Annotated in this window: 1 protein-coding gene and 1 pseudogene; one reads left to right on the top strand and one right to left on the bottom strand. The window is 61.0% G+C overall.

Translation table 11 applies throughout. The features are described from left to right. Positions 1-92 (top strand): annotated as a pseudogene (locus tag A5707_RS23945) (SAM-dependent methyltransferase); the annotation flags it as partial. 59 nt (positions 93-151) lie between these two features. On the opposite strand, the gene A5707_RS17300 reads toward A5707_RS23945, so the two are convergent. Continuing rightward, on the bottom strand, positions 152-513 hold a 362-nt coding region (locus A5707_RS17300; protein WP_197495351.1), incomplete at its 5' end, for a class I SAM-dependent methyltransferase.

The following is a 513-nucleotide window of genomic DNA, read 5'->3' as shown; positions in this document are numbered from 1 at the left end:
TGTACGAACGCTACATGCGCTACCTGACCGGTTGCGCCGACTTTATGCGGCGGGGAATCACCGACGTCGCGCAATTCACGCTGACCAAGTAGCAAAGGTCGCGCGCGGCAAAGCGCAAGACCAGCCGGCGTGCGCCGACGGCAAATGACCGTTAGGCGGCGTTCTTTTCCATGGTGAACTGGCAGACGTTGGTGTAGCCGTCGCGGAACAGCTCGCGGCATCCGGTCAGGTACTTGATGAACGTCTCGTACACCTTTTCGGACTGGACGGCGATGGCGCGATCCCGGTTGGCCTGCAGGTTGGCCGCCCACGTGTCCAACGTGCGCGCGTAGTGCGGGCGCAAATTCTGAACTTGCTCGACCGAGAACCCGGCACCTTGGGAAAATTCAAGGATGTCTTCTTGGGAGGGCATCTGGCCGCCGGGAAAGATTTCCTGGCTGATGAACCGCATCAGCGACATCGTCCTTTTCAGGCCGAGCTTTTCGCCCTCCTCGGCCGACGGCACCACGATGG

Source organism: Mycobacterium kyorinense (genome assembly GCF_001672775.1).
Classification (GTDB): Bacteria; Actinomycetota; Actinomycetes; order Mycobacteriales; family Mycobacteriaceae; genus Mycobacterium; species Mycobacterium kyorinense_A.
The sequence above is the reverse complement of the archived record's forward strand: the minus strand, read 5'-3'. Positions and strand labels throughout refer to the sequence as shown.